1 protein-coding gene is annotated in these 1,568 nt (G+C 69.8%); it reads right to left on the bottom strand.

Annotated features, from left to right (window positions below):
• Positions 1-79 precede the first annotated feature (79 nt).
• Positions 80-1,568 (bottom strand): FUSC family protein (locus KH616_RS24915; protein ID WP_292254891.1); only part of this gene is annotated, 1,489 nt, incomplete at its 5' end.

The raw sequence follows: 1,568 nt of genomic DNA, 5'->3' as shown, positions 1-1,568 counted from the left end.
ATCGAGCGACGAGGTGGCGCAGCCGGACAGGCCGACCATGGCGGCGATAGCGGCTGCGATGAACGAGGTCGCCGGCGCTTCAGGTACGCGCATGAGGGAGGGGCTCCTTGGGGACGTCTCGACGGGCGTCGTCGGCAATGATTGCGAGCCGCGCGTCGATCAGGTTCAGCAATGCGTCGCGCCGCGCGTCGGCAGCGGCGGTTTCGTGTACGGATGGCGGCAGAGGCGATGCAGATGGTGATGCAGCTGACGATGCCGCGCCCGGCGCTGTTGCGGTGCGGTGGGCCGTCTCGTCGCTATCGGTTGCGAATGCGTTCGACACGCGTGCGAGCTGCGCGCCGATCGCCGCATCGCCGGGCGCGCGTTCGGCGAGCAGGAACAGCGGCGCTTCGAGCGCGCCCAGTTCCGCAAGCGCGCGGCGGCGCGCGTCGACCCACGCGGGCGCGGGCCGCACCCACGACGGTTCGTAATGAATCAGGCCGATGTCCTGCGCGATCGCGTCGTAGCGTGCGAACGCATCGGCCGCGCCCGCGCGCCGTTCGTCGGGATCGGCGATCTGCACGATGCGCCGCCATTGCGCGAGCAGCGCGGCGAACGCCGCATCGACCTGCTTGCCGATGCTGACAGGCCAGACGCGCGTGAACACGAGATACACGACGACATTGCCGAGCAGGATCCCGATCACCCGGTCGCGAGCGAGCGTCAGATCGAAGCCGGGCCCGGCGCCCTGGATGACGCACAGAAAGAAGGCAAACGCGACCTGGAGGCCGGCATAGGCGATCCGCGGCGACCCGAATGCAATCCAGGCGGACACGAAAGCCCCGGCAAACACGAGCGCCATCAGCTCGCTGATCGAGGTCAGCGACGGCACGGCGAAAACGAGCGCAGCCGTGCCGAGCAGCGCGCCGGCGATGCAGCCGGCGATGCGCAGCGTGAGCTTCTCGACGGTTTCGGCCGTCGTGCCGAGCGACACCATGTAGCAGGTGATGAAACATGTATGGATGCCGGGCCAGTCGAGCTGCATGTACAGCAGGTAGCAGAACATCGCCGCGGCGGTGGTTTTCAGCGCGTAGCGGACGTGTTCGGGGTTCGTGTGCGCGCCCGGCAGGAAGAAGCCGCCGCGCGGTTCGGGCGGCGCTTGCCGTGCGGGCGTGGGCGCCGCGCCGTCCGCATCGCCTGGCTCGGCGAATCGGGTGATCGCGATGCGCAGGTCCGTCACGACGATTTGCGCGAGCGGCGGCAGCGCGTCGGTCGCGGGCAGCGTGAGGGCGATATCGACGGGATAACCGCCTTGCTGTAGCAGGGTCGCCATGTCGTCGAGCGTGGCCGCGAGCGGCGCCGTGAACCGCGCAGGCAATCGCGCGTCCGGCTCGCGATCGGCGAGATCGATGGCGACGAGGATCGCGGTGCTCGAGGCGGCCGCCTGCCGCAGTGCGACGACGTCGGCGGCGGCGGACGTGCCTTCGAGTTTCGACAGCTTGATCCACTTCATGAGCTGGCTGTCGCCGCCGCGCAGGCTGGCGTCGAAGGCGGCGCGCGTCGCTTCGTCGCCGCGCAGCCGCAGCGCG

Origin of the sequence: Burkholderia sp., from assembly GCF_018375725.1 — a bacterium.
In the GTDB taxonomy this organism is placed as follows: Bacteria; Pseudomonadota; Gammaproteobacteria; order Burkholderiales; family Burkholderiaceae; genus Burkholderia.
The sequence above is the reverse complement of the archived record's forward strand: the minus strand, read 5'-3'. Positions and strand labels throughout refer to the sequence as shown.